This is a genomic window from Kribbella lupini, from assembly GCF_039529595.1.
In the GTDB taxonomy this organism is placed as follows: Bacteria; Actinomycetota; Actinomycetes; order Propionibacteriales; family Kribbellaceae; genus Kribbella; species Kribbella lupini.
Window position 1 is genome coordinate 2241476 of sequence record NZ_BAAANC010000001.1, and the last position, 26238, is coordinate 2267713.

General features: G+C 71.7%; 21 protein-coding genes. 16 read left to right on the plus strand and 5 right to left on the minus strand.

Annotation, left to right across the window (positions count from 1 at the left end; translation table 11 throughout):
• The first annotated feature begins 4 nt into the window (after positions 1–4).
• From ABD235_RS10250 to ABD235_RS10310, 13 genes are all read left to right on the plus strand, one after another.
• Complete coding sequence (locus ABD235_RS10250) at positions 5–2584, plus strand: peptidoglycan-binding domain-containing protein (protein WP_344172418.1); 2580 nt, start codon at positions 5–7, stop codon at positions 2582–2584.
• Positions 2581–3876: a hypothetical protein gene (locus ABD235_RS10255; RefSeq protein WP_344172420.1), complete on the plus strand. Its 1296-nt coding sequence runs from the start codon at positions 2581–2583 to the stop codon at positions 3874–3876. The genes ABD235_RS10250 and ABD235_RS10255 overlap by 4 nt, the downstream gene beginning before the upstream one ends.
• Positions 3873–4115: a hypothetical protein gene (locus tag ABD235_RS10260; RefSeq protein ID WP_344172422.1), complete on the plus strand. Its 243-nt coding sequence runs from the start codon at positions 3873–3875 to the stop codon at positions 4113–4115. The genes ABD235_RS10255 and ABD235_RS10260 overlap by 4 nt, the downstream gene beginning before the upstream one ends.
• The gene (locus ABD235_RS10265; protein WP_344172424.1) at positions 4105–4905 is read left to right on the plus strand and encodes a hypothetical protein; all 801 of its coding nucleotides are present in this window, start codon (positions 4105–4107) and stop codon (positions 4903–4905) included. The genes ABD235_RS10260 and ABD235_RS10265 overlap by 11 nt, the downstream gene beginning before the upstream one ends.
• Positions 4902–6275 (plus strand): S8 family serine peptidase, encoded by a 1374-nt coding sequence (locus tag ABD235_RS10270; protein WP_344172426.1) that lies wholly within the window; start codon positions 4902–4904, stop codon positions 6273–6275. Before ABD235_RS10265 ends, ABD235_RS10270 begins: the two co-directional genes overlap by 4 nt.
• Entirely contained in the window at positions 6272–8155 is a 1884-nt protein-coding gene (locus ABD235_RS10275; protein WP_344172428.1) for a hypothetical protein, read from the plus strand. Before ABD235_RS10270 ends, ABD235_RS10275 begins: the two co-directional genes overlap by 4 nt.
• Before the next feature lie 18 nt (positions 8156–8173).
• Entirely contained in the window at positions 8174–9229 is a 1056-nt protein-coding gene (locus ABD235_RS10280; RefSeq protein WP_344172430.1) for a hypothetical protein, read from the plus strand.
• Positions 9226–10338: a hypothetical protein gene (locus tag ABD235_RS10285; RefSeq protein WP_344172432.1), complete on the plus strand. Its 1113-nt coding sequence runs from the start codon at positions 9226–9228 to the stop codon at positions 10336–10338. The genes ABD235_RS10280 and ABD235_RS10285 overlap by 4 nt, the downstream gene beginning before the upstream one ends.
• On the plus strand, positions 10338–11171 hold the full coding sequence (locus ABD235_RS10290) for a hypothetical protein (protein ID WP_344172434.1): 834 nt from the start codon (positions 10338–10340) through the stop codon (positions 11169–11171). Before ABD235_RS10285 ends, ABD235_RS10290 begins: the two co-directional genes overlap by 1 nt.
• A 1-nt stretch (position 11172) precedes the next feature.
• Positions 11173–12780, plus strand: a complete 1608-nt coding sequence (locus tag ABD235_RS10295; protein WP_344172436.1) for a hypothetical protein — start codon at positions 11173–11175, stop codon at positions 12778–12780.
• Positions 12777–13928: a hypothetical protein gene (locus tag ABD235_RS10300; protein ID WP_344172438.1), complete on the plus strand. Its 1152-nt coding sequence runs from the start codon at positions 12777–12779 to the stop codon at positions 13926–13928. The genes ABD235_RS10295 and ABD235_RS10300 overlap by 4 nt, the downstream gene beginning before the upstream one ends.
• Positions 13929–13949: 21 nt before the next feature.
• A complete protein-coding gene (locus ABD235_RS10305; protein ID WP_344172440.1) occupies positions 13950–16550 on the plus strand; it encodes a phage tail tip lysozyme in 2601 nt (866 codons plus the stop codon).
• 164 nt (positions 16551–16714) lie between these two features.
• Positions 16715–17398, plus strand: a complete 684-nt coding sequence (locus ABD235_RS10310) for an AfsR/SARP family transcriptional regulator (RefSeq protein ID WP_344172442.1) — start codon at positions 16715–16717, stop codon at positions 17396–17398.
• 9 nt (positions 17399–17407) lie between these two features.
• Here ABD235_RS10310 and ABD235_RS10315 read toward each other — a convergent pair whose 3' ends face one another.
• Both ABD235_RS10315 and ABD235_RS10320 read right to left on the minus strand, forming a co-directional pair.
• Positions 17408–18205 (minus strand): hypothetical protein, encoded by a 798-nt coding sequence (locus ABD235_RS10315; RefSeq protein WP_344172444.1) that lies wholly within the window; start codon positions 18203–18205, stop codon positions 17408–17410.
• Positions 18205–19491, minus strand: coding sequence for a hypothetical protein (locus ABD235_RS10320; protein WP_344172446.1), 1287 nt, complete (start codon positions 19489–19491; stop codon positions 18205–18207). Before ABD235_RS10320 ends, ABD235_RS10315 begins: the two co-directional genes overlap by 1 nt.
• Before the next feature lie 263 nt (positions 19492–19754).
• Between ABD235_RS10320 and ABD235_RS10325 the strand changes: the two genes are divergently transcribed.
• The gene (locus ABD235_RS10325; RefSeq protein WP_344172448.1) at positions 19755–20363 is read left to right on the plus strand and encodes an RNA polymerase sigma factor; all 609 of its coding nucleotides are present in this window, start codon (positions 19755–19757) and stop codon (positions 20361–20363) included.
• On the plus strand, positions 20356–20820 hold the full coding sequence (locus ABD235_RS10330) for a hypothetical protein (RefSeq protein WP_344172450.1): 465 nt from the start codon (positions 20356–20358) through the stop codon (positions 20818–20820). Before ABD235_RS10325 ends, ABD235_RS10330 begins: the two co-directional genes overlap by 8 nt.
• Positions 20821–20833: 13 nt before the next feature.
• On the opposite strand, the gene ABD235_RS10335 is transcribed toward ABD235_RS10330, so the two are convergent.
• Positions 20834–23425, minus strand: coding sequence for a CHAT domain-containing protein (locus tag ABD235_RS10335; protein WP_344172452.1), 2592 nt, complete (start codon positions 23423–23425; stop codon positions 20834–20836).
• A 79-nt stretch (positions 23426–23504) separates the two neighbouring features.
• Between ABD235_RS10335 and ABD235_RS10340 the strand changes: the two genes are divergently transcribed.
• On the plus strand, positions 23505–24971 hold the full coding sequence (locus tag ABD235_RS10340) for a S8/S53 family peptidase (protein WP_344172454.1): 1467 nt from the start codon (positions 23505–23507) through the stop codon (positions 24969–24971).
• Here ABD235_RS10340 and ABD235_RS10345 read toward each other — a convergent pair.
• Both ABD235_RS10345 and ABD235_RS10350 read right to left on the minus strand, forming a co-directional pair.
• Entirely contained in the window at positions 24968–25864 is an 897-nt protein-coding gene (locus tag ABD235_RS10345) for a M56 family metallopeptidase (protein ID WP_344172456.1), read from the minus strand. The two genes, ABD235_RS10340 and ABD235_RS10345, sit on opposite strands and share 4 nt — an antisense overlap.
• Positions 25861–26235: a BlaI/MecI/CopY family transcriptional regulator gene (locus ABD235_RS10350; protein ID WP_344172458.1), complete on the minus strand. Its 375-nt coding sequence runs from the start codon at positions 26233–26235 to the stop codon at positions 25861–25863. The genes ABD235_RS10345 and ABD235_RS10350 overlap by 4 nt, the downstream gene beginning before the upstream one ends.
• Positions 26236–26238 lie beyond the last annotated feature (3 nt).

Genomic DNA, 26238 nt, shown 5'->3' on the forward strand with positions numbered 1-26238 from the left:
AGCCATGACCTTTGGTACCGGAACGCTGAGGACGGGATCGACCGGCGACGGCGTCACCGAGCTGCAGCGGTGGCTGATCGGCAAGGGGTTCCTGATCGCGCTGACCAGCCCGACCGGCACGTTCGACGCCGCGACGGACCAAGCGGTCAAGGCGTTCCAGCTGTCGGCCGGCATCGGTTGCGACGGCGAGGTCGGCGGCGGGACGCGGACGGCGGCCGACGCGTACGCCGGGGACGCGCTCTCCGGCGGCTGGCACCCGACGGCGATCCGGAACGTGCAGCAGACCGCGATCGGTGGCAGCTACACGACCACGACGCGGCGCGGCGTGCTGCACACGACCGAGGGCAACAACCTGCCGGCGTACCCGGATCCCCCGCACTTCACCGTCGGCCGCAACGGCGGCTCGGTCCAGCTGTGGCAGCACTACCCGATCACCGTCGCCGCGCGGGCGCTGGCGAATCCGGCCGGCGACCCGGAGACCAACCGGTTCGGCGCGATCCAGATCGAGGTCATCGGCTTCGCGAAGGACAGCGCGACGATGGCGACCGCCGACGCGGACAAGTTCCGGGCGCTCGGCGAGTGGATGCGCTGGGCGGAGATGAACGCCGGCATCGCCAACGTCGCCAACCACGTCTTCGACGGCGACGCGTCGTACGGCGTGAACGGTACGACGCGGCTGTCGCTCGACCAGTGGGCCGCCTCGACCGGCTGGGTCGGCCATCAGCACGTCCCGCAGAACACGCACTGGGACCCGGGCAAGATCGACATCGCCGCGCTGCTCGTGGTCCCGGCACCGGTCGCGCCGGCTCAGGGCTTCGCCACGAGCACGAGCACGTCCGCGCCGACAGTGCGGGCGACCACTCGCGCCCTCAGCAACGCGTTCCCCAGTCTCACGCTGGCCGTGGATCCCGCCGGCTCGCCGTTCTTCGAGGTGCTGCTGACCACGTCCGCGGCACTCTTCCTTCCGCAGAACGCTCCGCTGCGCACGACGGGCAACTTCTACGCCTCGCGTCAGGACGGCCTGACCAGTTCCGCCGACGCCTACGGCCGGTACATCGCTCCGGTGAACACGATCAGCGCGTTCGCCCAGGCCAATCCGGGCGGCGCGCAGGTCTTCTACACGGTCGTCGGGTACGCCGACCCGAACGGCAGCGGTCCGGTCCCGGCCGCGCCCCCCGAGGTGCTCGCGACGGCCGCCGCCGGGGTCCCGATGATGCCCGGCTTCCGCGGCCACACCGCGACCGACAGCCTCGGCGTACCGCTGAGCATGCTGAGGCCGTCGGCCCGCAGCGCCTCGCTCGCCCTCGGCCGCACCCGCGTCCGCGCGTACGACGTACCGCCTGCGCCGGCCCCGGACCTCCGCGCGGCCGACCGGGTCGAGGGCGAGGACGGCTACGACCTGCGCAACCGGTCGGTGCCGTCTGCCCCGACTCCCCCGCCACCGCCGCCTCCCACCTTTACGGCTCCGCCACCGCCACCTGCGACTTCCGGGTTGGGCAGCAGCTACGACGACGGCTACGGCGAGTGGAGCCCGAACGGCCGCCCGCAGCCCCGCAACCTGTCCGGCGAGGACTCGACGGTCCCGGTCGCCGACGAGTACGACGACCTCGGCTGGCCCGGTTCGCCGTACGCCGACGAGTCCGTGCGGGTCGCCAACGTGACGCGAGCCGCGGCACCGGTGCTCGCACCGGAGCACAAGCGGGCCGTGATCGAGTACTACGTCGGCCCGGACACCGACCTCTACACCGCGACGACCGCCGACGCCGAGTACGCCGGCGGGGCGGGCACCGACCATCCGGCGTACCAGCGCTACCACACCGGTCTGGGCTTCGGGATCGTCGCGTTCTCGCAGGACACCGGTGATCTCGGCCAGTTGCTGACGCTGATGAACGACCGGGACACGGCGACGTTCGGGCTGACCTTCGGCCCGGACCAGGCCGAGCTGCTCGCCGTCACGAACCGGCCGGGCCCGCTCGGCAAGGACCTTCCGGAAGCGTCCGGCGGCGGCCGTTCGACGCGCGTCCAGCCCGTCGCGGGCGCCGACCTGTGGACGGACCCCTGGCTCGACCGGTTCACCGCCGCGGGCACGCACGTTCCGTTCCGCGGCGCGCAGATCGAGCTGGCCTCGGGGCTCTTCCTCGACCCGGTACTGCGCTTCGCCGGCGACCTCGGACTGGCCACGCCGCGCGGGCTGGCGATCCTGTTCGACCGCGCGGCCCACCGCGGGGTCGTGAACGCGATGACCTGGGTGGTCGAGTCGATCGGCGCGCTGCAGACGCCGCAGCTGGTGCAGGAAGCGCTGCGGGCGATCGGTGCGGACAGCGTCGAGGCGTTCCAGCGGTCGCAGCCCGATCTGCTCGTCGACGACCAGTTCGGTCCGCTCACGCACGCCGCGCTCACCGGGATGCTGCAGGCACTCGTGGCAGCCGGCGGCGTTTCGCCGGTGCCGTTGCTCGACTACCAACGGTCGATCGCCGGCCTGGGCACCCGGGCGACCGGGCAGCCCTGGGGTGACCGGATCGTCCGCCTGGTCGGCGACGCCGCCGTACCGGACACCTTCCAGAGCGCGGTGCTGGTGCCGTGAGCCAACCGGTCCCCTCCGAGAGCGACCCGCGCGCGGTGGTCGGCGCGGTGGTGGACGCCCTGCACGCGGCGCCCGCTTTCCACCGGCTGCCGGACCGGACGCGCACGGAGGTCCTGCGATCGCTCGGCCAGATCGGCGGGTACGTCGGTGCGGCGGCCCGGGGGCTCGCCGGCGCGCCGCTCCCCCGCCAGGGAACCGGTACGGCGCCGGCTCCGGGCGGCTCGCTCGCACCAGGCGGCTCGCCCGCGCCGGGCGGCGGCGGAACGGTCGGCCGGGTCGGCGAGGTCGCCCGCGCGACGCTGAACGCCATCGACTTCCCGTCCTTCGTGGGGGCGCTGATCAAGGGCACCTTCCAGGCCATCGTCGACGCCACCATCCAGCAGCTGGAGGCCTACGCGACCTTGCTGCAGGAGGTCGCGAAGACGGTCGACGACTACATGCAGGACAACGTCACCGAGGACTCCGCCCGCGACTACCTGGCCGAGCGCTACCCCGGCGTGCTCTACAAGGACGTCAGCGGGACGTCGCCCACGCTGGAGGTGGACCTCAGCAATCCGACCGCGACCCTGCCGACGTTCTTCACCGACCTCGGCTTCGACAACCCCGCCCAGATCGACCCGGTCTCGGTCGACGAGGTGCTGGTGCCGGCGGCGCGCAAGACCATCGCGGAGCAGCGGCACCAGACCCTGGCCACGATGGTGCTGCTCGGGCTCAACCGGATCGTCGTCGACACCGGCGAGATCAACGCCAAGCTCCAGTTCCACATCGACGCCGCCGAGACGATGGCGCTGAAGTTCGACTCGACGCAGACCAGCATGGGCACGATGGCCGGTACGTCGGGCCGCTCGACGTTCTCCGGCAACGGCATCATGGTCAACACCGCGAACATCAACGCCCAGAGCGACATCAACGTGCGGACCGACCTCACCGGTGAGGTGAAGGTCGTGTTCAGCAGCGACTTCCTGCCGCTGGAACGGTTCGCGGACTCGAACGCGATCCAGCTGATCAACCAGCACGCGACCGTTCCGGCGATCCCGCCCCCGCCGGTCCAGCCCGCGCCCGTCGACGGCACCGCGCCGGCGACTCCCGCACCGCAGTCGGCCGCTGTGGCGCCGCAGTCCGTCACCGCCGTCCCCGTCAGCCCGGCACCGCAGTCCGTCACCGCCGTCCCCGTCAGCCCGGCACCGCAGTCCGTCACCGCCGTCCCCGTGAGCCCGGCACCGCAGTCCGTCGCGGCCACGCGCCCGGCCGTCGCCGCCGAGCCGTTCGATCCCTGGGCGCCCCGGTCATGAGCGCGCCCGAGCTGCACCGGACCCTGACGGCACTGGTCGAGGCGATCAGTCCCCCGCCGGGTGGTGGTCTGCGCATCGACCGGGCCGACCTGCTGGTGCCGCTCGAGGTGACGATGCTGCCCGGTCCGGACGGCCCCCGCCTGCACGCCCGGGTGCCGCACTCGCGGTGGATCGCGGGCTTCCAGCCGCCGGTGGCGATGTCCCGGCTGAGCGTCGAGGCGGTGCGCGATGGCGGGTGACAGCACGTACGCCGTACAGGACTTCCTCGAGGCACTGACCGCGCAGCTCGACCGCACGCAGGACTCGCTGGCGCTCAAGGCCGTGAACCGGCCGCTGACGTACGCGATCCGGGACTTCTCGCTCAGCCTGCAGGTCTTCGTCGAGCTGAGCGACGACGGGCAGGTCCGGTTCCGCAGCTCGGGGCCGAGCGAGACCGGCGCGAGCACAGTCTCGATCGGGTTCACCACGATCACCCGCCCGATGATCGAGGAGAACACGGTCAACCTCAGCGACGCCAAGAGCCCCTCGCTCGACGAGCTCGGCCTGGCCCCGCAGGAGCAGCGCCAGCTCGAACGCCTCGGCGTCCGCAACGCCGACCAGCTGCGCAAGCTCAACTCCTCTTCGGGCGAAGGCGCCCTGGCCCGCTTCGCCGACGTGCCGGTCAACCGGCTGCGCGCGGCGCTGCAAGCGGGCAGTCCGAGCGTGCGTCAGGTCGCGCCGGAACGGCCGCCGACCGAGCCTGTCCCGCCGAACACCGAGCAGGAGGTCCGAGTCCCGGCCGGTACCAGGCGGTTGCGGCTCGACGGGCGCAACCTCGGCGCGCTGACCGACGGCGGCTCCGCCCGGCTCGACGGCATCGGCGTACCGATCGTTGCCGCGACCGACGACCACGCGGTGATCGACCTCGGTCATCTCGAAGCCTCGGGCCGACTCGAGCTGGAACTCGGCGACGGCGTCGCGCTCGCCTTCCAGCTCAGGCCGGAAACCGCACAGGTCAACGGACTGCAGGCCGATCGGGGGCCGTCGTGATCGACCACCGCCGGACCGGATTTCTCCTGCTGACCCTCGCGGCCGGCGAGGGGCGCGAGTACGTGCCCGCGCAGCTCGACGTCCTGGTCGGTGCGGCCCGTCCGTCGGTTCGGCTCACTGGCGGCCGCCTCGACCGGCTGCTGTCGTCGTACGGCGGAGCGTTCCGGGCGACGGCGGTCTACCACTCGCGGCGCAACCTCGGCCGGGTCGGCACGAGGTCCACCGGGTACGACGACCTCGAGGAGCAGCTCGGCCTGTCCCGCACGTACCGGCTGGAGCTCGCCGACCCGTCCCAGACGGACCGCGTCCTCGACAGCGCCCGCGACCTCGGCATCGTCGAGAACGTCTGCACGGACCGCCTCGCGCTCACCAGCACGGTCGCGGTCGACGCTCCGCTGACCCGCGAGGACGTGCTCGCGCCGTACGCCATGGTGCGCAGCGAGGAAGCCCACGCCGTCGAGCCCGGTGACGAGCGCGTGGTCGTCGCGGTGGTCGACTCCGGCGTCTCGCTCGGCCACTCCGAGCTCCAGCGCAAACTGCTCAGCGGGTACGACGTCGTCGACCTCGGCACCCGGCCGGTCAGCACCGAGGCCACGCTGCTCGGCGACAGCACCGGGCTCGACTTCGCGCCGATGGACGACCTCGGCCACGGCAGCCACGTCGCCGGCGTGATCGGGGCGCAGGGCTGGCAACTCCCCCGCGGCGTCGGTGGCCGGTCGATGCTGCTACCGGTGCGCGTCCTGGCCGCGGCCACCGTCGACGGCGAGCCCGCCGTCACCGGGATCGGCGCGATCTCCGACATCGACGTCGGCCTCAAGGTCGCGGTCGATCTCGGCGCGGACGTCCTGAACATGAGCTTCGGTACGCCGGCCACCGGTCTCGAGCCCGGCGACGCGATCCCGCACCGCGCCGTACTGGCCTATGCCCGCAGCAACGGCTGCGTCCTCGTCGCCGCGGCCGGGAACTCCGGGCTGGAGGAGAACTACTACCCGGCCGCCGATCCGAACGTGATCAGCGTCGGCTCGGTCGGCCCCGACCGTACCCGCTCCACCTTCAGCACGTACGGCGGCCACCTGGCGCTGTCGGCGCCCGGCGAACGCATCGTCGGCGTCGGCCGCCGCGGCTACCGGCGCGCCTCCGGTACCTCGCACGCGGCACCGTTCGTCGCCGGTGCCGCCGCGCTGCTCCTCGCCCACGCCCGCCGCCAGGGCAGGACGCTCGGCGCGGACGACGTGAAGTCCCTGCTCACCGGGTCCGCGCAACGCAGCCACTCGCCACCGGACGAGGTCGGCGCCGGCGTCCTCGACGTCGCCGCCGCTCTCGCCCTGTTGGACCAGCAGCTGAGCCATCCGCAAGGAGACCGACCATGACCGACCTGACCCCCGAGGAACGCCTGGCCCACCTCGCGTTCCGGACGCTGTTCCCGGACAGCGACCTGTCGGTCCAGGACGGGCCCGGCCTGGACCAGGACCCGGCGTTCGACGACCTGCGGCGATGGATCGCCGGTCTGTGGCCGACGCTGTCCCCCGCGGAGCGGCAGCAGCTCAGCCGCGTCCGCAAGGACGTGACGGATCCGGTCGGCACGAATCCCCGTTCCCTGCGCGAGCGGCTGGTGACCGTCCTCGGTCACGACGCCGTCGCCCGGACGACGGGCGAGAGCGGCCTGCCGGCCGCGCTCGGCACCGACGAGCTCACCAACGACCAGCTGCTGTCCGCCGTACGGGTGCAGCTCGGCCGGGCAGACGACCCAGGGAAGGACAGCACGAGCATGGCCGACGACAACAACCCCGCTGACGACTTCACGATCGACGAGCGCGGGCTTCCCGACACCTTCGACGCCGAGAAGTACACCAAGGCGGTCAAGCGCCTGTTCCGCGACCGCGACGTCGACCTCGGGACGCCGACCGCGAAGGCGCACCGCGCCTACGTAACCGGCGCGCTGATCCGCGACAGCTACTTCGACCCGGGCAGCCCCGGTTTCGACGACGCGTTCGTCGAGCAGTTCGACGAGGGCTACACGCTGGCCGAGACGATGGCCACCTTCCGGCTGGCCGCCCAGAACGGCCGGCGGATCCGCTACCTCGACGTGTACGTCGAGATCGCCGAGGAGATCGCCGCGATCAAGGGCGACGAGGGCGCCACCGTCCAGGAGCTCGCCGCGGTCTCGGACGCGGTGATCGAGCGCGGACCGGTCGACGACAACCTGGCGGCCAAGGTCCGGTCGGCCTTCGACGGCTTCGTCGGCCAGACCCCGTCGTACGACTCGCTGGAACTGCCCGACATCGTCACCGAGGACAGCTCGCAGGGCGTGTACGAGCCGTCCAACATCAGGGCCTGCTCGATGATCGGGGCCGCGATGCACCTCGACCGGGCCGGCCTGATGTCGGCGGTCGACCAGAGCGCGCAGGACTGGAGCGACGGCGTGCTGCCGATCAACGGGGCGGCCGGGCGGCTCTACGACCCGTACGTCTGGGAGGCCCGGGACCGGCTGGACCCGGCCGCGCGGCAGATCCAGTACGACCGGATCAAGGAGCTCGACGACTACCTGCTGCGGTTCTGCTCGGCCGTGTCCGAGCGGGAGCGGGCCACGTTCCTCAGCGAGTACCTGATCGGCGCCGAACGCGACCGGCGCAAGCCGCAGCCGCAGGACGCGGGCGTCCGCAAGACCGCGCGGGACCTGCTCGGGTACGCGTCGTTGCACGGCTGGGCGTACACGCAGTTCGCGGCCCAGCGGATCGGCAACCACATCCGCCAGTGCGTGGAAATCATCGAGCACCCGGAGGTGCAGAAGGCGTACGCCGCCCCCGGCCCGTGGCAGGTCGTCGAACGGGTGAACGCGATGAGCACCGGCCGCTCGCCGAACATCAGCAAGGAGCTGACGCTGGCCAGCACCGGCAAGGAGATCATCGACCTGCTGGCCTCGAAGTCGCTGGACATCGCGGCGAACCGGATCAGCATGCCGCTGTTCCCCACCGCCGAGCAGAACGGCGGGCGCGCGGTCTTCTCGCGGGCCGAGTACCAGCGGCTGCTCGGGCACGTGGAGAACTGGCTGGCCGCGAGCGCGGTCACCGACTCGCAGCGGTTCGACGCGGCCCAGCCGCGCGAGGTGCGGTCGAGCAACTCGTTGCCTGCCATGGGCGGCTTCTCGGGCAGCGACTCCACCGTGGTCCGGGACCAGCTGATGCAGATGGTCGGCTCCGGGCAGATGCCGACCGCCGACCAGCTGAACCAGCTCTTCGGCGCGAACTGACGACGGGGTGACGACCAGATGGTGACCAGCGAGCCCGCCTCCCGCGGCGCGCGGAGGCTGTTGACGTCGGCGGCCCGGTCGCTGCGGACCGCCGACCCGGTGGATGTCCTCGGCAACTATCTGGACGAGTCGCTGTCGCTGCCCGCGGGCGCGGCGGCGTACCGTCGCCCGCACGTGTTCGAGACCCGGTTCGCCGAGCGCAGTCCCCGGTCGCTGTCGCTCGACCTCAGTCCGAGCGACCCGTACGCCGATCCGGCCTCCCGGGTCACCGGGACGACCCAGGCGATGCGCCAGGTGGTCGGCGGCAGCTTCGGGGCGCAGGCGCTGTCGTGGCTCGACGGCCGCAGCGAGCCCCTGCGCTACGGCAGTGACGACGCGTGGTTCACCTCGTCCTTCGACGAGGGCGGGGTCCGCGAGAGCCAGGTGACCTACGCGTGGGGTCCGCAGACCACCGACTCGCTGGCCGGCCCGATCCACGAGACGGTCACGGCCGCCTTGGACGCGATGCCCGCGTTGCGCCCGGCGTTCACGACCGTACGGTGCGGGCGCAGCTACGGCAGCCAGGAGCTGGTCTTCGCGGTCGACGGCGCGTTGCGGTTGGCGGACCTGCGTCCGCTGATGGACCGCTTCGGGCTCGGCCGGCAGCACGCCCGGCTGGTGAACGCGCTGGCGTTCGTGCTCGGTGCACGCTTCGTGCTGCCGCCGTCGACGACGCTGCTGTGCCTGCGGCCTGCGCCGGCCGGGATGGAGCTGCGTCTCGACGTCGACCTCGAAGCGATTCCGGACATCCCGCCGAACGTGGCCTCGCTGCTGCAGCTGCAACTCGTCGAGCGGCCGCAGGGGCTGGCGGCCCTCGAGCACTGGGTCACCGCGATGACGCCGTCGGGCTGTGTGTCTCCCGGCGAGTTGTCGGTGCTGTCGGTCGTCGTACGGCCTGATCTCGGGCCGCGGCTCGCGATCCAGATGCGGCCCAGCGTGGTCGGCGAAGCGGAGGTCGAAGTCGCGCCCGTCGAGGCCGTACCGGTCGCGGCCGGTGTCCGGCGGAGCTCGTCGCCCTGGGACCCGCGGCCATGACCACCGTGGTCCAGGCCGCCGCGCGACCGACGATCCCCCTGGTCCGGCAGGAGGTGCGGGAGGTCCTCGAGCAGAGCCCGACGTTCAAGGCGCTGCCCGAGCAGAAGCGGCGCGACCTGGCCCACGACATGGTCAACATCGGCCAGTACCTCGCCGACGCGGGCGGTGAGACGTACGGCGTACCGCTGGCTGCCGCTGTTGCCCAGGACGCGCCGCGAGCGCTGGCGGACGCGCCACCGGTCGACACGGCCGGTCAGAAGTTCGGCGACCAGGGCGGTGGGGTCGCGGCGCAGGCCGGCGCCGACGTGCTGGCCGGGCTGGTCGCCTCGGTGGACTTCCCGGGCTTCGTGTCCGGGCTCATCCAGGGCGTCTTCCAGGCCATCGTGGACGCGACGATCCAGCAGATGGAGGCCTTCGCGGAGCTGGTCAAGAACGTCTCGAAGAGCGTCAACGAGTACATGAAGGACAACGTCACGCCGAACCAGGCGCGCGACTACCTGGCCGACCGCTACCCCGAGCACCTCCAGGTCGACATCGCCGGCGACCAGCCGAAGGTGGTGCCGCGCGAGGACGCCGACGAGAGCGAGATGCCGGACTTCTTCAAGGACCTCGGGCTCGACTTCCCGGTCGACTCGCTCGACGAGGACGTCACCGAGGAAGTCCTGGTGCCGGCCGCCCGCCAGCAGATGGCGATCGACCGGCAGCGGATGCTGCTGATGATGGTCATGATGGGCATCAACCGGCTGGTCGTCACCGACGGCACCATCAAGGCGGCGGTGATCTTCCAGCTCGACACCACCGACCGGGTCGCCCAGACCGCCACCCAGGCGACCGAGTACGACTACCGGAACAAGTCCAACTCGCGCAGCGGCATGTTCTCCGGGTGGTTCTCACCGTCGTGGACCAGCGAGTCCAAGACCCGGGTCAACGTGGCCACGTCCCGCACCGACGAGTCCGAGGCCGCGATCGAGCTGAAGGCGAAGCTGACCGGTGACGTGAGCGTGCGGTTCAAGACCGAGACCTATCCGCTCGACAGCATGACGACCCTGCTCGGCCTGCAGGAGCCGAGCCTGCCGACCACCCAGCCGCGAGAACCGGCCGCGCCCTGATGACGCTGGATCTCGCCGTCTCGGTGCTCACCGCCGACCGCGCGGTGCGGTTCGCCGCGCCCGCGGTGGTCGCCGGCGAGGATCCGTTCCGGCTCGACGTACCGCCGTTGGTCGGACCGGGGACCTCGGACATCGACGCGGCCGCCCTCGATGCGCTGGCCGGTCTCTACCTGACCGCCGAGCTGGAGCAGACCGGGCTTCTCGTGGCCGTCGAACTGCTGGTCGCGAACCGGGCGTCGCTCGACCTCACCTCGGTCGAAGCGGCCGAGCTGCTGGAACAGATCGCGTCGGCTGCTCGGGAATGGCTGCCTGCTGTGGCGCGGCAGCAGCTCTTCGCGCGGGTCTTCGGGACGGCGTCCGGTGCGTCCTCGGAGCTGGTCAACCGCGACTTCCCGCAGCTCTTGAGCGACCTGTGCTCGGCGATCACGGCGTACGACGAAGCCGAGAGTTGGAACCGGCCGCCGCCGAGCCACCTCCGCAGCCAGATCACCCGGACCGTTGAGAGGTTGCGCGAGAACCTGGCCCTTCGCCAGTACGGCGCGACGCTGGTCGCCGGACGGCGGATCACCGAGCAGGTGCGCCGATCGGTCGAGGTGATCAGTCATCCGGGCATCGTCGCCCTCGTGCGCGGGCGGTCGCCGTGGGACGTGGTGCGCGCGACCTGGGAGCCGAACGAGCAGCCGGACATCGAAGGGCTGGTCGGGCAGGGGCAGAGCGGTCAGGTGGTGATCGCGTGGACCGGTACGCCGGACGGCGTACCGCCGCAGCAGGTCCGCGACGCGGCCGCGACCTGGTTGCTGCACGCGGGGCTCGAACAGACCTGGGCCGCGTGAGATGGCCGGCCACGGCGAGCTGACCGAGCGGCGGCCGACCGTACCGCTTCCGGCGCCGTACGACGTGGCGCCGGGTGCCGATGGGCTGCACCCGTTGGGCGTCACGCGGGATCTGGTCCGCCGGGAGGTGCGCGCGCTGCTCGACGGTTCGGCCGCCTTCCGGGACCTGCCCGACCCGGACCGGATCTCGCTCGAGCACAACCTGAGCAAGATCGCCGGGTACGCCGCCGAGTGCGTCCGCGACGACTGGGCCACCAGCCGGCAGCTCGGCCAGACGCCGGTCCTGGTGGAACGCCCGGCGCGGGAAAGCGCACGAGTGGAACGCCCGGCACGCGGAAGCGCGCGAGTACTGGCTGATCCGGCGCGCGAAGGCGCACGAGTACTGGCTGCTTCTGAGGACTTCGCGCCGGCTGCCGCTGACCAGATCGCACGGGTGACCGAGGCGACGTTGCGGGCGATCTCGTTCCCGGACTTCGTGGCCGATCTGATCCGCGGCACGTTCACCGCGATCGTCGACAGCTCGATCCAGCAGATGGAGGCCTACACCAGGCTGCTCGAGAACGTGAGCAAGACCGTCGACCAGTTCATGGCCGACAACATCACCGACAACCAGGCCCGCGACTGGCTGGTCGCCACGTACCCCGCGCAGATCCGGCTCTCCGACGACAGGCCTCCGGTCCTCGTCGCCCAGGACGGCGCCGAGGACGCGCCGGCGCCGTCGTGGCGTGAATCGCTGCTGCTGACCGACGACGTCTCCCCCGGCGACGAGGACGCCTACGAGTCGGTCCTGCTGCCCGCCGCTCGTCGCAAGCTCGCGCAGAACCGGCTGCAGACCTTGTCGACGCTGGTGCTGATGGGGATGAACCGGATCCTCGTCACCGCCGGCAAGATCCGGGCGTCGATGGACTTCCACATCGACACCACCGACCGGGCCGCCCAGCAGCATGCCTCCGACTTCGACTTCCACACCGGGGCGTCCGGCTCGGTCGGCTTCGGCCCGTGGTCGGTCGCCGCGACGATGTCGGTCGGCTACGTGACGTCGAGCCGGTCGCAGTCGCTCAGCGAGCTCAACGTCGCCGCCGACCTGACCGGCGAGGTCGAGATCCACTTCCGCGCCGACGCCATCCCGCTCGAACGCTTCGCCCCCGGCGCCCAGGTCGACACCATCCGCGGCAACACCGCCGTCCCCACCGCCAACGAACCCTCCTGGGGTTCGGACATCGCACCCCGGACGCCGATCACCCGCACCGAAGCCCCCGCCATCGCACCCCTGCGCCCGGCCCCGACCGCCCCACAGGTCCCGGCGCTGCCCACTCCGGCGCCCGCCACGCCCGCTCCCCCCGCCACTCCTGCGCCGCCCGCAACTCCCACTCCCACTCCGACGCCCGCTCTCACCCCGACGCCCACCGCGAAGCCCACGCCCACGCCAACCCCGACACCCACGCCCGACCCAACCCCGACACCCACCACGACACCCACACCCACCCCGACACCCACACCCACCCCGACACCCACACCCACCCCGACACCCACACCCACCCCGACACCCACGCCCGCCCCCACGGCGAGCCCCACCCTCGTCGCCGAAGGGGCGGAGGCTGCCGCATGACCACCCGCGCCCTGCCGGGCCCCTTCGCCACTCCACCCGATCCCGACGGTGTCCAGGTTTCGCACGCCGTCGAGGACCTCGTCGTCCCGCAGGTCCAGGCCCTGCTGCGCAGCAGCCCGGCGTACTACCAGATCTCCCCCGAGCTCCGCGAGAACCTCGAGCACGACCTCGCCAAGGTCGCGTCGTACAGCACCGCTCTCCTCCACGACGGCTTCGGCCAGGCCCAACGGCTCGGTCAAACCCCCGTCCTGCGCCGCCAGACCCGCCGCGCTAGCACTCCCTGGGCCCGCGCCGCGGCCAACGAGAACACCGCGTTCGCCCCTCGCGCCGTCGACCAGGTCGCGCGGATCACCGAGGAGACGCTCGGCGCGATCGACTTCCCGCGCTTCGTCTCCGACCTCATCCGCGGCACCTTCAACGCGATCGTGAACGCCTCGATCCAGCAGATGGAGGCGTACGGCGAACTGCTGGCCAACGTCGCGAAGACCGTCGACCAGTTCATGGCCGACAACATCACCGACAACCAGGCCCGCGACTACCTGGCCTCGAAGTACCCCGGCCACATCGCCGTCGACACCTCCGGCCAGAGCCCGCAGGCGAAGCTCCGCGAAGGAGCCGACGACCTGCCCGCCCCGGACCTGCAGACCGACCTCGGCGTCCCGCCGGACACCCGGATCGACGAGGACACCGTCGAGCAGGTCCTGGTCCCGGCCGCCCGCCGCCAGCTCGCCCAGAACCGCCACCAGGTGCTGTCGACGATGGTGCTGATGGGCATCAACCGGATCGTCGTCACCAGCGGCCGGGTCCGCGCCAAGCTCGACTTCCACATCGACGCCCACGACACCGGGCAGGCCGAGAACGCCACCCAGTTCGACTTCAAGCACGAGAACCAGGCGGCGGCCGGCTGGTTCGGGTTCGGCAACGCCTCCCAGCGCACCAGCGTCGCGTACGTCCAGACCGCCAAGCAGGTGGCCAGTGACGACATCAACGTCGCCGTCGACCTGTCCGGCGAGCTCGACCTGAAGTTCGAGAGCGACGTGTTCCCGCTGGAGCGGTTCGCCGACTCCGGCGTCATCGGCCAGATCCAGGCCGCCACCCCGAACCCGGCCGCGAACCCGGCGTCGACCCCGGCTCCCCCACGCACCTGAGCCGACCGAGAAGGAGACATCATGCCCACCCTGACCCACCCCATCGTCGTCATCGACCCCGGGCACGGGGGCAGTCAGGACGTGGCCGGTTCCACCGCGGACCACGTGTTCGGCGCGGGCGTCTCCGAGAAGGCCGCGACGCTGGACCTGGCCCGCCGCGTCCGCGACCGGTTGGGCCGCTCGGCGACCGTGCTGCTCACCCGCGACAGCGACACCAACTTGTCGCTGGGCAGCCGGGCCGGGTTCGCCCGCATGGTCGAAGCGGACTACTTCGTCTCCCTGCACTTCAACGGCCACCCCGATCCGTCGTACGACTCGACCGAGGTGTTCGTCAGCCGCCAGTCGACCGACGGCGATCGCCTGCTGGCCCAGGAGCTGCACCGATCCATCACCGCGGCCATCGGTACGACGGCCGGCGGCGTCCTCGCGGCCGACCTCGGCGTGGTCGTCCGGGACCGGCACGCCGCCACGACCAACGTCGCGCTGCTGGAGATCTGCGACCTTACCAACAGCACCCGCGCCGGGTCGGCCACGAACCCGGCCTTCCTCGACACGATCGCCACGGCGGTCTGCGCCGCGATCCAGGCCCGGCTCGCCGTCGGGGCCAACGGCGTCGCCCCACTGGGACTGGTGCGCGCACAGGACCTCGACACCGACGTCCGCGGGATGCTGGAGCTGATCCGGGTCCGGGCCCAGGTCAAGGCGACGGCCGCCAGGCACTTCGCCGACACCGACCGCTTCGTCCAGGTGCTGCGCTCGCGCTACCTGGATCGCTACCTCGCAGACCCGTCACCACTCACCGGCCTCGAGGCGATCGCCCGGATCGGCGCGCAGAACACCTCAGGCGTGGTGACGACGATCTGCGGTACGCCGGACCGCTGGGAGCAGATGACACCGGCCCTCAACAGCATCCGCGTACCCGGCTTGTCCGACGTACCGGGCCTGGCCGGCCTGCTCGACGACGTCGGCGCCGCGACCGCCGTACTGACCGTGGCGAACCGGCGCGAGCTGGACCATGTCGACGGGCCGTTCCTGCTCGGCCGGCACGACGTCGACGCGCTGGACTGCGCCGCCCGGTCGACCGCGGCGCTCGACCCGGATCTTGCCGGAGGCAACGACATCAACGAGAGCCAGCTGATGCACTGGGCCACCGGCGTGAAGTACCACGACTGGTCCGAGGAACGCATCCGCGACCTGTTCGTCGCCTACGAGCTGTGGCACCTCGAGCTGTGGGACGTCTTCGGCCGCGACCCGATCAACGACCTGATCGCCGAGGACGCCGGCTGGCACCTGGCCCGGTCGTTGCGCAACGCAACGATCCACCCGGACCACCTGCTCGACGAGCTCGACCGCTGCTTCCGGGACGCGCGGGCGTGGGTCGGCGGGCTGCTCGCCCAGCGGCGCGACCAGCTCGACACGCAGATCCTCGCCGAGACGCCGCCGACCGCGCACATCCACTGGACCGGCGACGCGATCGACGCGGGGATGGTCGACCACCCGTATCGCGCGCCGAGCATCCGGCAGCTGCTGCGGGACGGACGACCGGTCGACGAGGTCCTGCAGTCGCGGCTGGTCGACAACTACGCCGCCGTGTACGCGCTGATCTTCGAGGCCGAGGCCAATCCGCAGCACGTCTCCGGCCTGCAGCGGATGATGGCGGCCGGCGATCTCGACTGGGCCTTCCGCCGGTTCGGTGAGCCGGGCCGGGCCACCACCTCGGGCCTCGGCCTGCCCGCGGCCAGATCGCTCGACGAGACCGGTCCGCTCAGCAACGAGGAGTGGACCTGGGTCGAGTCCTGGCAGGCCCGCGGGGTGGTCGGCATCGACCGGCTCACGGCGGACCCGGCCGCGAACGCCCGGCTCGTCGCCGGAGCGATCTTCTGCGGACGCCACATCGTCTCGCCGTCGGAGAACGCCGACCCGCTGCTCTGCGTGGATCCCGCCGTCACGGCCGCCGACCCACGGGCGCAGGCGCTGATCCCGCACGTCACCGCCCGCGGCCCGATCATCGACTGGCCGTCGGTCTCGTCGACCGAGCGGCTCCGGTACGTCGTCGCCCGGCTGGTCGACGGCTACGGCTACCCGGTCAACGGCGCGGCCGGCATCGTCGGCAACCTGACCGCGGAGTCGGAGGTCGTCCCGAGCCGGCTCGAGGGCAGCGCCCTGCTGACGCCGATGCGATCCCTGGACTTCGCCGGCAAGTCGCGGGACTGGGAGCCGGCCGAGGTGATGAACCGCGACGACGCGGCCAAGCAAGGACCGCTGAAGCCTGGCGTCGGCCTGGCCCAGTGGACCTGGGGACCGCGCCGGCGTGGACTGTTCGCGCACCGGTACGGCAACCGGCCCGCGGGCACCGGCATCCTGTTCGACCTGGACGCCCAGATCGACTACCTGGTGACCGAGCTGCGGACCGGCTACGCCGGGGTCGAGACCGTCGTGACGAACCCGGCCGTGACGGTCGACGCCGCGAGCGACGAGGTCGTCTACACCTTCGAGACGCCCGGATCGGTGCTCGACGCGAACCGCGACAAGCTGCCGCGCGCCGATCCCGCCGTCCAGGCGGTGTTCGCGGAACGCCGACCGATGGCGCAGCGCGCCAAGACGGCGTACGAGAACCACTGACGACGCGCTGACGACGGGGTCGACCGGCCATTGCGACCGGCCGACCCCGGCGCGATACTGACGAGGTCAGTAATTCCCTGCGGGGGTACCTCGGGCAGTTGCCCGAGGTGTGGCAGGGGGGAGCCACCGTGCTAGGTACCGCTACGTCCCACGGAGCACATCCAGTGACGGTGTGCCTGTTCGACGGGCCCGTCGTCACGTACGGCGGGGAGACGTGGGACGCGCCCGAGGTCTCCCAGCGTCTGCTCGCCCTCGTCTCGCTGCGCCGGCGCCGGATGGACCGCCGCATCATCGCGCGGACCCTGTGGCCGGACCTGTCGGACCGCCTGGCGTCGTCCAGGCTGCGAACCGCCTTGTGGCGTTTGCGATCCAGCGGCCTGGGACTGCTGACCGCCAACCGCAGCGCGGTCGTCCTGGACCCCGCGATCCGCGTCGACGTGCAGGACGCGTGTGCCTGGGCCGGGCGGCTGATCGACGGCTCCGCCACCACCGAGGACCTCCGCTGGTGGCACGCGGATCGCGAGGTCTTCGAACTGCTGCCCGGCTGGCAGGACGAGTGGGTCGTCTTCGACCGCGAACGCGTCCGTCAACGCATGCTGCACGGCCTGGAAGCCCTGTCCACCCGCCTGATCGAAGAAGACCGCGCGCCCGAGGCGGTCGAACCGGCGCTGGCCGCCGTACGGGTCGAACCCCTGCGCGAGAGCGCCCAGCGCACCCTCGCCCAGGTCCACCTCCACGAGGGCAACGTCGTCGAGGCCCGTCGTGTCTACGACAGCTACCGCCGTCTCCTCCACCACGAGATCGGCCTCGAACCCCGCTTCAGCCTCAAGCAGCTGGAGTCCAAGTAGCTCCCCGCCTCAGGGGCGCGGCGGCCAGTCGTTGACGTCGGGTGGGGCGAAGCCGACCCGGCGGACGAACCAATACCAGGAGAACGCGTCGGTGACCGCGTTCGGCGGGTTGCGGTGGACGGCGCGTTCCAGGTGCATCCAGGACTCCGGGAAGCTGGTGTCCGGGGCGTTCTTCAGTGCGGGGAACAGCGCCTTGATGCTGCGGTGCGCGCTGTTGCGGTGCGCTCCCCAGACTCCGCTCATCGCGCGGTGCACCCCGGCGTACTGGATGGCCTTGTAGCTCAGGCAGAGCTGGCCCATGCTGTTGCGCGGCCTGGTGTCTCCGGGGACCACTCTCGCGGCCAGGGTGTGCAGGTGCTGATACAGGTCCCACGTCATGTTGTAGTGGCCGGGCGGCCCGTCGTCCCTGCCGTTGCCACTCAGACCGTTGCGAGCCTTGAGGTACGACGCGATCTGCGCGCGGGCCTCGCGCGACGTGTCCCGGTCCCCCTTTGCCACGGCGTGGATGTGGTACGGCCAGTCCCCTTGGGACGGGGTGCGCAGCCAGGCGGCGAAACCCACCATCCGCAGGGCGACGACCGCCCGGCCCCGGCGGGCCGGCGTCAGGTCCCGGGCCCGCAGGTCCACCACGCCTCCGCCGTCGTGCGTGCCGGCCGACTTGGCCACACCGCCCTTGTTGTACGAGCCCTGGGTGACGACGAACGAGAAGTCGGCGATCCGCTCGGCCGCCTCGATCATCGCCCAGGTCCGCCGGTTCACGTTCGTCCGCCCGCGGTGGGCGAACGGAAAGTCCTCCTGCCAGGCCATCAGCTCTCGACCTCCTTCGGGTAGTCGACGCCGTCCCCGGCGTCCGGTCCGGGCGGCGCCTCCACCTGGTCGTCCTCGACGTAGTGGGTCTCCTCGGCGACCGGCAGCAGGGCGTCGTCGTCCGGCTCGTCCGGGGAAGGTTGCAGTGGTTCGTTGATCTCGATGACCTCGACGTCCTCGACCGGCCCGGCTCCCCCGTCGCCGGCGGGTCCGGGCGGTGGCGCCGGCGCGACGGCCGGCGGCGTACTGCTCTGCGGCGTGGGCGTGGTCGCCTCACCGCCGGGCAGCCCCTCGAGCAGGTCCTGCGCCCTGCGGTCGATCAGCCGCGTGAACGCCTGCTGCGCGAACCCGAACACCAGCGCGTACGCCAGGATCTGTCCTTGCGAATCGAGCACCGACAGCCCGGGGACGAACTTTCCCTGGATCGCCACCAGGGCGAGGATCGCGGTGAACGCGCCGAGCGGGATCTTCAGGAACGCCAGCGCGATCGGTACGTCGTACGGCGTGGAGGTGCCCTTCAGATGCCGGACCGACAACGCCGCCGACATCGCGCCGCCGAGCGATCCCAGCATCGCCACCACGACGACGTCGGCACCGACCGGTACGACGCCGGCGCCGGCCCGGGTCGGACAGTTCAGGCCCACCACCCGCGAGACACCGTCGGCCGCGGTCTCTTCGTTGGGGAAGCAGAGCGGGATCCAGTCGGGTCGGCGCGAGACGACGACCACCGCGATCACGACCAGGACGAAGACGCAGATCGCCGAGATCAGCGCGACGTTGCGGAAGTTCCGGAGCCGGGCGTGCTCGAGGTCCTGCTGCTCGTAGCTGTCGTCGATCAACCGCCGCAGTCCCGGCCGGATCCGGTCGACCCGGCCGGGGTGGCTCAGCTCGGCTGGCCACTGCTCGGCCGCGACCAGCCGCGGGTCGTCACGCCGCAGCGCGTGCCGTGCCCTGGCCAACGCGGCCGGCACCTCGGCCCGGAGCTCGGCCTCGTCCATCAGGTCGACCATCTGCGCACGGGCCGAGTGCAGGTTGTGGAACGCGATGTCGACGAGCGTGCCGCGCCACCAGTTCGCCCAGCGGCGAGGCATCGGGTCGTGGCGGAACGCCGCCGCGCGCGCGTTCTCCGCGAGCTCGGCGACCCCCTCCGCGACCGCGGCCTGCGCCGGGCTCAGTTCACCGGCCCGCGCGACGTTCAGCCGGATCAGCAGGTTGTCGGCCTCGACCGCCACCCGCTGCACCCAGATCCGCCGCCGCGGCCGGACTTGCCTCAGTTCCTGCGTCACGAAACATCCCCCCACCCCAGCCCCGTGGACCCACCCCGCTTCCGAAGTTACCGGGCTTGCGGCAACAAATCATCAGCTCGGCGCTGCCGAAAAGAAATTCCGCCGATCGGTGTATCAAGACCGCCGCGTGCGACTCCGAGTTGCGAAGGACCCGTTCGGGGGGAGGGTCCGGGGGGCCGGCGTGGCGGGAAGTCCGTGGGAGGGAGGGACTTCGCGCCGCGTCGGCGGTAGTGTCCGGTAACGACGAACGGGAGGACGGCGAGATGCGTGACGACCCTGCCGTCATCCGGATGGTCACCGGTGCCCGCGACGGGGACCGCGGAGCCTGGGACGACCTGGTGGAACGGTACGCACCGCTGGTCTGGACGATCTGCCGGCGCTTCGGGCTGACGCCGGCGGACATCGATGACGTCGGCCAGAGCGTGTGGCTGCTGCTGGTCGAGCAGCTGCCCAAGCTGCGCGAGCCGGCGGCCCTGCCCGGGTGGATCGCGACGACGACCCGCCACGAGTGTCTGCGGGTGGTGCGCGTCGGTCAGCGGACCGAGCCGGCCGACCCCGTCGAGTTGCTCTCGGCAACGCCGTACGACGAGGTCCCGGTCGACGAGGAACTGCTGCTGCACGAGCGCCGGACCGTGGTCCGGGCCGCGTTCGGTCAGCTGTCACCGCGGTGCCGGCTGCTGCTCTCGATGCTCGTGCAGGACCCACCCGCTGTGTACCGCGAGATCAGCGACAAGTTGCACATGCGCGTCGGCAGCATCGGCCCCAACCGGGCCCGCTGCCTGGATCGTCTGCGCCAGACCCCTGCACTGGCCGCACTGATCGGAGACCGGAACGAGCGCCCCATCGAGGACGGAGGTGAGCAGCATGGATGACCAGTGGTGGACCGACGACGACCAGCTGCTCGAGGTTCTGCAGGATGCGTTGACGAGCGCGAACGACGTACCGGCCGGGCTGGTCGCGGCCGGCAAGGCGGTGTACGCGTGGCGCACCATCGATGCCGAGCTGGCCGCCCTCACCTACGACTCCGCCTGGGAGAGCGAAGCAGTGGACGTCACCCGAACGGCGGAGACCGCGGCGCTACGACGGCTCACCTTCGCGTCCGACGTGGTGAGCATCGAGCTGGAGCTGACGCCGGACGAGCTGCTGGGTCAGCTCAGTCCCCCGCAGGGCGGCACGGTGACACTCGTGGACGGCTCCGACGAGCTCGGGACGACGCCCGTCGACGAGTTCGGGTTCTTCGTGATCCGGCCGGTGCCGAGCCGTCCGTTCCGCATCACCTGTCACACCGACTCCGGTACGACGGTGACGACAGGCCTGGTGTCGCCCTGACGGTGATCGACGCTCAGGCCCCCAGCGCGATGAACGACTGTGCGGCAGTCCGCGCGAAGCGGCTGCCGCCTGCCGACGCGCGACTTCCGGCCAACGCCTCGGCGAGCTCGTCGCCGGACCGCAGTCGCGCGTGCAGATCGAGCATCAGCGGCACGGTCCCCGGATCGTTCACCGGTACGACGCTCGCGACGACTCCGGCCGAGCCGAGCGCGGCCAACGCGCTGACCAGTCCGAGCAACTCGTCAGCACCACTCGGGCTGCCGACCGCCGAGCTGCAGCTCGACAGCACGACGCGATGCGGCGCCCGGCGCAACCGTTCAAGGTCGTACACCGTGAGCGGCCCGTCATCCAGCTGGAGCGCCGAGAACAAAGGGCTGTCGGCGCGGAACGTCCCGTGCGCCGCCACATGGACCAGCGCCGCACCGTCGATCGCCTTCAGCACGGCGTCCGCCGTCGCCGCGCCGTCGGTCAGCACGTCCGCGTCCGGATACAGCTCCGCGAGCCGTCGTACTTCCTCGTGGCCCGTCGACAGCTTCGGACCGCCGATCAGGACGACCCGATCGGTGGCCGGCGGCACCGCCTTGCGGGCGCGCAACCACGCGGCCGCGGACGGAGCCACCGAGGTCGGCCGATCCCGCAAGGACGGCAGCAGGCTCCACGGGACCGCGTGCAGCCGACCCGTCGGTACGACGACCACCGGTTCGTCCCGCAGATGCCTGATCGCCGGTCCGAGCAGCAGCGTCTCCAGCCGAGCCCCGATCGCGTCGAGATCGAGCTGGTCCGTGCCGCGCCCGGAAGCCTCGCGGCGCAAGGCGAACAACGCATGGGACAGGCGATGAGTCGCCAGCGCGGTCGGGCCGACCAGGTCGAGGTGTACACGGCCGCCCGCGACCACGATCGCGTAGAGCTGGTCGTCGACCTCGGTGAGCTCGATCAGACTGCGCGCGCCCAGGTGATCGAGCAGGTCGGCGGTGCGGAACTGGTCGGGCCGGTCGCCGACGGTCCCGGGAGCGAGCAGGGCGCGACGGCGTACGGACGACTCGAGGCGACGGCGTTCGCGTTGCAGCGGCCCGGCGCCCGGCCCGTGGTCGTAGTTCGCCTCCAGCCGGTGGGTCAGTCCGCGCAGCGCGGCGAGGTCGGCGACGAGACCGTCGTCCTCCTGCGGGCGGACCGGCGGGATCGCCAGCACAGTCGCCCGCCAGCGTTCGCTCCACTCGAGGACCTGCCGCGCGTTGTGCCGTCGTACGGCGTACCGCAGAGCGATCGCGGCGAGTTCAGAGCCCTGGGCCGTGGCCAGCACGCGCAGCTCGGTCGCGCCGAGGGTGCGCAGATAAACCTCGATCAGGCTCAGGCCCTGGCGGCAGGCGGCCAGCATTGCGCGCGACCGGCCTTCGCCTTGGTGCAGCGTGGCCTGCGCGAGCCAGCCGGCGCCTCGTGCCCGCAGTCCACGGTTTCGAGCGGCGGCCGCGATCGTCAGGTGCTGTCCGGCGGTGACCGGATCCGTACGTGCGAACGCGAGGCGGCCCGTGAGCAGGTGCGCCTCGGTGGCGAGGTCCGGGTCGAGGCGGTCGAGCTCGGCGCTGACGCGTTCGCCGGTGCGCAGCAGCCGGACGGTCCGATCACCCGCCGCGTACCGCGACTGCAGCAGCGCGAGCTCCGCGCGGGCCGCCCACCACGGACGCTGCTGACGGCGGAACAGCTTCAGCGCGGCCCGGCCGCGACTTTCGGCGACGTCCATCGCGCCGGTGGCGTTGGCCGCGAGAGCGGCGCAGTACAGGAGTTCCGCGCGGCGCGCGTCCGAGCCGCGCTGCTGCTCGATCCGGTCGAGCGCGCTGTCGATCTCGGTGAGCGCGTCCCGCGTCAGGCCGGCCGCGAGCAGCACGAGGCACTTGTTGGCGTAGAGGTCCGGCTCCAGGATGCCGAGCTCCTCCTCGACCACCCGTTGCGCGTCGTCGAGGTACCGCAGGGCGGTCGGCAGGTCGCCGCGCGCGAAGGCCGCGGCTCCGCGAGCCTGGCGGGTGTCGGCGTACTCGGCCACCTGGCCGCGCTTCGAGAACAGCTCCTCGCTGCGGGCGTAGTCCTGGTCGGCGCGTTCGATCGCGCCCATCGCGAGCAGCACCATCGCGCGGTGGGTCAGCGCGCGCGCCTCCCACACCAGGTCGCCGGCGTCGCTCAGCAGCTCGACCGCTTGTTCGGCGTCCGCGAGCGCTTCGTCGTACCGGCCGAGCAGCGCGCCGCGGACCCACGCCCGGCGGATCAGGATCCGGCCCGCCTGTACGCCGGTGCGAGCCGGCACGATCGCGTCCAGCATCGCGACGCCGCGATCGGTCTGGCCGGCCATCACCAGCGCGACGCCGAGGCTCGCCTGGATGTCCGCCTCGCGGTCCGGATCGGCGGCCCGGCGGGCGTACCGGTACGCCGACTTGAGCTCGGCCACGGCCTCCTGGATGTCGCCGAAGTCGCGATGCACCACCCCGACGGCCTGGTGAGCCGCGGCCGCCTCGGCGTCGGTCGGCGAACTCGCGAGCACCTCGCGCGCGATCCGCAGCGCGTCGGTGGGTCGCGACAGCGCGAGCGCCTGCAGGTCGTCGATGTCCACGGCCACAGGCCGCCCTCCCCTCACCGGACGTCCTCAGATCGTAGTACGCCCTACCCCGGAACTTTCACCGTCGAGAGGAACCGCCATGCCGGCTGACCAACGTCTCAAGGACGCCCTGCGCCTGATCATCGAGGACCGCGAGGGCAAGGACCCGGGTCCGGGCAACGAGCGGTGGTTCGGCACCACCGCCGTGCACCCGTACAACTGGGAGGAGCTCGGGTACGCCGAGTACTTCTACCGCCGTGACACGCTCCTGGTCCGGACCGAGGACGTCGAGCTCGTGCTGCGCGCGCTGCGCGAGGAGCCGGCCGAGCGTGAGAAGGAGGACCCCGAGGGACCGATCATTCCCGAGAACGTGGCGATCGACCGGCTGCCGGTCATCGACGGCGTCACCGGTCTGGTCTGGCGCTACGGCCGCAGCAGCCGCTCGGTCCAGGCGGGCAAGGACGGCGTGTACGGCGGCCGCGAGTTCCCCGGCGAACCGAACGGCCGGTACGACGACGACGATGCCCTGTCGACGCCGAACGTGCTGGCGAGGCTCGACCGGTCGATCGGCGAGGGCGTGGCCCGGCCGTGCGCCGCACTCCCGCTGAACGGCAACGGCCATCCCTGCCCGGCGTCGGAACCGGCCGAGGTGCCTTCGAGCTCCGCGGCGCCGGTGCCGTCGATCAACAGCGGCATCTGTTGCGGCCAGCACGGATGGGACGGTCGCGGCGTACTGGTCGGAGTCGTCGACGGCGGTCTGGTCGAGGCGACGACACACCAGTGGCCGTGGATGGAGGGCGTGTACGGCGATCCTGATCCGGCCGCGCTGCCCGGCGACCCGATCGGCGCCTACTCCTGCCACGGGACGTTCGTCGCCGGCTGCGTGCGCACGACCGCGCCGAAGGCGGAGGTCTGCGTCAAGCGCGCGAAGGAGATCACCTGGCGGCTGTACGGCGGGATGGCCTACGAGTACGAGATCATCCAGCGGATGAGCGACCTGCTCGACCTCGGCGCGGACATCATCGTCTGCGAGTTCGACGGCGCCACCCGCCACCACCTTCCGCTGCACACCTTCGACGCCTTCTACAGGACGCGTCTGCGCCACCTGAACGTCACCGTGCTCGCTCCGGCCGGCAACGACGAGACCCACCTGCCGACGTTCCCCGCGGCGTACACCTGGACGATCGGCGTCGGCGCGCTGTCCGCGGACGGCAACACCCGCGCGCACTTCTCCAACTACGGCCACTGGGTCGACGTCTACGCGCCCGGCGAGGAGCTGGTGAACGCGTTCGGCACCGGCAAGTACAAGTGCGAGGAAGAGCCGTACGAGGAGCGCGAGTTCGCCGGCCTGGCGAACTGGAGCGGCACGTCGTTCTCCACTCCCCTGGTCGCCGGCATGATCGCCGCCCGGATGTCCGGCACCGGCGAGAACGCCCCGCAGGCCGCCGAAGCAGTCCTCCGCTTCGCCCGCTCCCAGTCCGCCCCCGGCATCGGCCCGGTCCTGCACCCGCACCAGATCTGCAGCCCGTGCGCGAAGCCGCACTGCGAACCCAGGTGCGGCTGCTAGACGAAGACCATGCTCAGCCAGGCACCCGCCACGTGAGCGAATCCGACGATCGCGATCACGGTGACCAGGATCTCGACGACGGTCAGCGCGGCGACCCACAGCAGCCCACGCCACCGTGGACTCGGCTGTGGGCCCGCGATGGCCACCACGCGTTCGATCGACGTGGAACCGTGCAGACCCAGGGCAGGCGCAAATCCATGGCCCGAGCCGGCCAGTGATGCCTTGGCCACCGCACGGGCCACCACGTCCCGGTCGCCGACCTCAGCAGCGGCGTCCTCGTCGGCCGAGCGCTCGACCAGGTAGGTGACCAGACTCGCCAGGCGGCTCAGCAACGGGTTCATCGCGGCTGAGTACGCGGCGATCGCGACCAGCCGGTGGTGGTGCCGGTCCAGGTGGGAGCGTTCGTGCGCGAGCAGGACCCGCCGCTCGACCGCGTCGAGCAGGCTCAGCATTCCCGACGTGACCAGCACGTGCCCAGGCCGTCCCGGCACCGCCACGGCGAACGGCTCGGGCAGGTCGGCGACCGCCAACCCGGCGTACGGGGTCTTGATGGCACGCAGTCCGCGGGCGGCCCGGCGACGGCGAAGAACCTCACGGAACAAGCGAAAAACCAGAACCAGTACGACCAGCAACGCGATCAGGCCCAGCCAGTCGGGGACCGGCTCCGGCAGGCCGAGCTCCGGCCGTCCCTCGTACGCCGACAACGGCGGCAGGTCGTCGAACAGCGTCAACGACAGCAAGGTCACGCTGCAGGTGCACGCGAGGGCCGCGACGGCGGCGCCGGCCGTCGCGACCCGGACGGCAGCCAGTGGACGCAGCATCGCGGCCATCCGAGTCGCGGCCAGCGGAAACAGGACACTCAACAGCAGCGGCAAGTAGACCCAGACCCTCACGACTCCCCCGACCTCTCGGACAACCACTGCCGGAGAATCTCCGCTTCGTCGTCGTCGAGCCCGGCGGCGAACTCGCGCAGCACCTTCCCGCGATCCCCGACCGCCCGCAACGTCGTCCGCAGTTGCGCCGCGGCCGACGACGCCTCGTCCTTGGTCGGCCAGTAGACGTGCGCCCGCCCTCGCTCCGCCCGCTCGAGCAGACCCTTGGCCGCCAGCCGCGTCAGGATGGTCTGGACCGTGTTGTACGCCAGCCCTGCACCGACCTGCGCCTGCACCTGCGACGTCGTCAAGGGTGTGCGGGAAGCCCAGAGCGCGGCCATCACCTGCGCCTCCAACTCTCCGGCACCTCGCCGCACACCCTTGTCACTCACCAG